The sequence below is a fragment of the Gemmatimonadota bacterium genome, from assembly GCA_039715185.1.
GTDB lineage: Bacteria > Gemmatimonadota > Gemmatimonadetes > Longimicrobiales > RSA9 > DATHRK01.
Map to the genome: position 1 here is coordinate 1 of JBDLIA010000138.1, position 5,481 is coordinate 5,481.

4 protein-coding genes are annotated in these 5,481 nt (G+C 69.4%); 3 read left to right on the forward strand and 1 reads right to left on the reverse strand.

Going from position 1 to position 5,481, the window contains the following annotated elements:
- Window positions 1-873, forward strand: an 873-nt coding sequence (locus ABFS34_15635; protein ID MEN8376860.1) for a ComEC/Rec2 family competence protein, incomplete at its 5' end; no start/stop codon positions are given.
- 50 nt (window positions 874-923) lie between these two features.
- Window positions 924-1,925 carry a class 1 fructose-bisphosphatase gene (fbp, locus tag ABFS34_15640; protein MEN8376861.1) on the forward strand — a complete coding sequence of 334 codons (1,002 nt, stop codon included), beginning with the start codon at window positions 924-926 and terminating at the stop codon, window positions 1,923-1,925.
- Between the two features lie 27 nt (window positions 1,926-1,952).
- Here the strand turns inward: fbp and ABFS34_15645 are convergent, their stop codons facing one another.
- Window positions 1,953-3,242 carry an MBL fold metallo-hydrolase gene (locus tag ABFS34_15645; protein ID MEN8376862.1) on the reverse strand — a complete coding sequence of 430 codons (1,290 nt, stop codon included), beginning with the start codon at window positions 3,240-3,242 and terminating at the stop codon, window positions 1,953-1,955.
- Window positions 3,243-3,520: 278 nt separating this feature from the next.
- Between ABFS34_15645 and ABFS34_15650 the strand changes: the two genes are divergently transcribed.
- Window positions 3,521-5,362, forward strand: a complete 1,842-nt coding sequence (locus ABFS34_15650; GenBank protein ID MEN8376863.1) for an SdrD B-like domain-containing protein — start codon at window positions 3,521-3,523, stop codon at window positions 5,360-5,362.
- The last annotated feature ends 119 nt before the right edge of the window (window positions 5,363-5,481 follow it).

Below are 5,481 nucleotides of genomic sequence, written 5' to 3' on the forward strand. Positions count from 1 at the left end.
GCGCGGTCGGCGGCCGCCGCGGGGGTCGCGGTGGCGGCGGCGCTCGCGGTTCCGCCCGCGGCGCGGCTGCTGGCGCCCCCGTCGATCGAGCTGCACCTGATCGACGTGGGGCAGGGGGACGCCATCGCGATACGGACGCCGGCGGGGCGCTGGGTGCTCGTCGACGCCGGGCCCCGCTCCGACTCCTTCGACGCCGGCCGCGCGCTGGTCGCTCCGTACCTGCTCAGGCACGGCGCCCGAGAGCTGGAGGCGCTGATCCTGACGCACCCCGACGCGGACCACGTCGGCGGCGCCGGCGCGGTGGTCCGGATGCTCGACCCAGGCGTGGTGCTGGACCCGGCCAGGCCCACCGGAAAGGCGCCCTATCTGGACGCCGTCCGAGCCGCGGAGGCCGCGGGGAGTCGCTGGGCCCGAGCGGCGCGGGGTGCCGAGTTGCACGTGGACGGCGTCGACCTGCTGGTGCTGGCGCCCGATTCCAGCGTGCTTGCAGCGGCATCCGGAGCGAACGACATTTCCGCCGTCGTCCTGGTCAGGTACGGGCTCTTTCGCGCGCTACTCATGGGAGACGCGCCCGCCGAGGTAGAGCTGCGACTGATCGCCCGGGACCCGGCTGCGCTGCGCGCGGCGGTCCTGAAGGTCGGTCACCACGGCAGCCACACCTCTACGACGGCCGAGCTGCTCGAGGTGGTGCGTCCGCGGATCGCGCTGGTGCCGGTTGGCCGGCGCAACCGTTACGGCCATCCTCACCCGGTCGTCATGGAGCGTCTTCGGGTCGCGGGAGCAACGGTCGCGAGGACCGACCGGCACGGCAGCGTGGTGGTGAGAGCGCGGCCCGACGGCGGAGCACGGATCGTGCAGCCGCCGTTGCGGTAGCGTGAGTCCGCGCCGCGCGCCCAGACCCAACACGAATAGCGGAGGATGCGATGACCTCGGTGGTCACCATCGAGCGGCACATCATCGACAGAGAGCGGGAATTTCCGGACGCCACCGGCGCCCTGAGCCGGATCCTCTACGATATGGCGTTCGCCGCGAAGATCATCTCCAGGGAAGTCCGCAAGGCCGGGCTGATCGACATCCTGGGCGGGACGGGGAGCACGAACGTCCATGGGGAGAAGGTCAGGAAGCTGGACATGTACGCGCACCAGGTGATCTGCGACGCGTTCGACCACACCGGGCTACTGTGCTGCATGGCCTCGGAGGAAGCGGACGAGGTGCTCGCGATCCCCGACCGTTTCCCGTGCGGCGGGTACGCGCTCATCTTCGACCCGCTGGACGGCTCCTCCAACATCGACGCGAACATCTCCATCGGCACCATCTTCTCCGTTCACAGGAAGGTGACGGACGGAGAGCGGGGCGGCCTGGAAGACTTCCTGCAGCCGGGCATCCGCCAGGTGGCGGCGGGATACATCATTTACGGGTCGTCCACCATGCTGGTCTACACCACTGGATCCGGCGTGCACGGCTTCACGCTCGACCCCTCCATCGGGGAGTTTCTCCTCAGCCACCCGAACCTGCGCATCCCCGACCCTCCGCAGCCCATCTACAGCGTCAACGAGGGCAACTACAGCCGCTGGTCACCGGCGCAGAGGGCGCTCGTGGACCGGCTCAAAGGGATGGACGGCTCGGGCGAGAAGCCCTTCAGCCAGCGCTACGTGGGCTCCATGGTGGCCGACTTCCACCGCACCCTTCTCTACGGCGGCCTGTTCATGTACCCGGCGGACGAGAAGAACGAAAGCGGCAAACTCAGGCTGCTGTACGAGGCCTCGCCGCTGGGATGGGTGTGCGAGCAGGCGGGCGGAGCGGCGTCGGACGGAAGCCGGCGTATCCTGGACATCGCACCCACCGAGCTACACCAGCGCACGCCGGTCTACCTGGGCAGCGCGGACTACGTGGCGCTCGCGGAGGAAATGCTCGCGAGCCGGTAGCGGCCGCCGGCCCGCGCGGGCGGTACACTAGGTGGTCGCGTCCGACCCGGGTACGCAGTCCATGCCCGCGTTGCGTTCGGGGCTGACCACGTAGGTACCGCTCTCGTCGACCCGAATCGTGATCTCTCCGTGCACGCTGGTGCAGTACGTCTGCGTAGCCGGCAGCGCGAGGTAGGCTGCGAGCGCGTTGATGCGGGGGTGACTGTCACCGTTGGAGCTCACCACCACCGCCTCGGGGTCCGTGTGCTGGAGCCACGATGAAGCGCCGTTGAAGCCGTTGTCGAACACGGCATCGTTCGCCCCGTGGTGGCCCGCCTTGAGGACGTTCAGTTGGCTGCTCGACGCGCCGAACACCGTGCGCCAGCGCTGGTTGGCCTCCACCTCTCCGTCGCCCGTCAGGAACATCCGGAAGGTGCCTTTGCGCACCACCACGCCCAGCGAGCCTTCGTTGATCTGGCTCCCATCCGCCGCGGCATCGCCCAGGTAGGTGTCCAGGGGCGGCAGCACGGTCAGCGACGTGGGGACTCCGGTGCCGCCTATGTCGATTGCCCGACTCGAGGGCACCGTGCTCGTGCTCGGCACCTCCGCCTGCGCCGTGGCGAGCATCTGGTTGTAGCCCGAGAACGTCCGCACCTGCCCGTTGTACAGGAACTCCACCACCGAATCGGCCCTGAACACTGGTCCCAGCGCCCCGAAGTGATCGCCGTGGGCGTGCGACAGGATCACGGCCTGAAGGATCGTCACTCCCAACTGGGTCAGCCTGTCGCGAACGAAGGTCGTGTCCGCGGCCCCGGGGCCGCGCGGCCCGGCGTCGACCAGAACGTGCGACACGCCCCCGGCGCTCGAATCGCTGAGGAGGATGGCGTCGCCGCCGCCGCCCTGTTCGTTCGCGCCCAGCTCCAGCAGACGTATCGTGAGCACGCTCGCGCCCGAAAAGACGACCGTGAACTGCACCGTCCGAGAGGCGGTAGCGGTGCCGTCGCGCGCGTTGACGACCAGCGTGTAGGCGCCCGGCTGCGTGATCTCGTTGCCGGAGAAGAACGTGGACCCGTTGAGGGTCGCGTTGAAGGTGCCCTTGTCCAACGTGATGTCGATGCGCAGCGGGGGGCCGTACTCGGCGCCGTCGACGAGCGGGTCGCTGGAGCCGCCGGTGGTGGCGACGAGCGAGATGACGGGAGGCGTCGGCGTGGGGTCCGTGCCGCCGTCGCCGCCGCCGCACGCGGATAGCAGCGCCGCGAGTCCAACGAGCCCCGCGAGCCAGAGCGTCGAGTGTCGCCCCGGATGGGTGCGCGGCACCAACGGTTGTGGTTTCGACACGATCGCTCTTCCCGGGCCCATGGAACCAGTGGGTCTCCGTCTGTCGCCACGGCGGACGAACAGACGCCCGAGGCGAGCAATGTCACCGCTTTGAATCAACGCGCCCGCTGGTGCCCCCGACAGGTTGACACCCCGTCGGGCGTTTCTCTACGTTGGCCGCTGCTGCGGTGTTATTCGAGCGCCCGGGAGCGCCTACACCGCTTGGGGTCGTTCGTTCTTGTGCGCATGGTCCGCGAGAAGGAATCCCTCCTCAACAGTCGGGAACCATCGGAGCCGTGATGAGACGACGAATCGGTCTGCTTCTGCTGGCCGTCTCGGTCGCCGCTACCGCGTGCGAGGAAGAAATTCTCTCGCTCGCGGAGGGGACGCCGTCCACGCTGTCGGTACGCGTCTACGTGGACGCGGACGGAGACGGCGCGTTCGGGGCCGGAGACGTGCCCGTGTCGGGTGTCACAGTGAATCTCGCCGGTGTCGCAGCACTCTCGGAGGCCACCGGCGCCGACGGCCTGGCCGCGTTCTCCGAGCTCGCGCCGGGGAGCTACGAGGCCTCCGTCAGCGGCTCGGTGCCAGCGGGCGCGGTGCTCTCGAGCGGCACGCAGGTGTCCGTCGCGGCGCCATTCCAGGGGGCGGCGCTGGAGGCCGAGTTCCGGTACGCGTTCCAGCCCGGCACGGTCTCGGGGGTGGTCTTCCGCGACGACGACATGAGCGGCGACTTCGATCCGGCGCAGGACACGCCCGCCGCGGGGATACCGGTGGCGCTCCTCGCCGGGGCGGAGACGGTCGCGAGCACGGCCGCGGACGCCGCCGGTGCGTTCAGCTTCGCGGGCGTTCGACCGGGGAGCTACACGATCGTGCTGACCCCGTTCGAGACCATCCAGATCGTCGGCGGCAATGAGATCCCGGTCACGGTGGACGCCGGCGGGGCCATCCAGGCGTTCGTGGAGTTCACCGGCAACCTGGTGATCCCGATCGCGGACGCGCGCGCCGCCCAGGGCTCGGTCGTCACGGTGGAGGGCGTCGTCACCTTCGCGCCCTCCTTCGACACGCGGGTGATCTTCTTCCAGGACGGGACGGGCGGACTGTCGGTCTTCGACTTCAACCTGTCCACGCTTGCCGGGCGCGACCTGGCCGTCGGCGATTCGATCCGCATGACGGGCATCAGCGGCGCGTTCCGCGGCGAGGTGCAGATCGGGAGCGTCAGCGCCGTGGAGATCCTGGGCACGGTCGCCGAGCCGGACCCACGGTCGGTCACCGCGGCGGAGATCAACGTGGGCACCTTCGCCGGCCAACTCGTGACCATAGACGGTACCGTGCTATCGGTCGATACGCTGTCGTTCGGCAACCAGCGCGTCTTCCTCGAGGACGCCGCCGGCGACACGTTCCCGGTGTTCGGCGACAGCCGCACCAACGTGACGACCGCCACCTGGGAAGCGGGCCAGACCTACGCCGTGACGGGCGTGCTCGGCACCGACGACCGCGACGCGCTCGCGCATCGAGTCGAGGTGCGTCAGCCGTCCGACGTCGTGCTGGGCGGCTCCGTGATTTCGATCGCGGACGCGCGCGGCATGGATGGGGTTGCGGTCACCGTGGAAGGCGTCGTGACGTTCGCGCCGTCCTTCGACGACCGCGCCGTCTTCTTCCAGGACGCCACCGGTGGGATTTCCGTGTTCGACTTCGACCTGGCGACCATCGCTGGAGCCGCGCTGCAGAGGGGAGACCGCATCCGGATGCGCGGCACCGTGAGTTCGTTCCGCAGCGAAGTTCAGCTCGGTAACCTGTCCACGGTCACGGTCCTGGGTAACGAGGCGCCGCCAGCGCCTAGGGGGGTCACCGGCGCGGAGATCAACGCGGGTACCTTCGCGGGCCAACTCGTGACCATCACAAGCGGGACCGTTCTCTCCGTGGACACGCTGTCGTTCGGCAACCAACTCGTCCTCCTCGAGGACGCCGCCAGCGACACGTTCCCGGTGTTCGGCGACAGCCGGACCGGCGTGACGACCGCCAGCTGGATAGCGGGGGAGATCTACACGGTAATGGGCGTGCTGGGAACCGACGATCGCGACGCGCTCCCGGAGCGCATCGAGGTCCGCGATCCGGCCGACGTGACCCAGACGAGTTGAGGAGTGATGAACGTGCTTAGGACGATATCGGCGCGCCGTGAGAACACGGGCGCGCGAGCGGCGAGCCTGCTGCTGGTCACCGTCCTGGTGGCCGCCGCGTGCGATGACCCCGCGCCCGC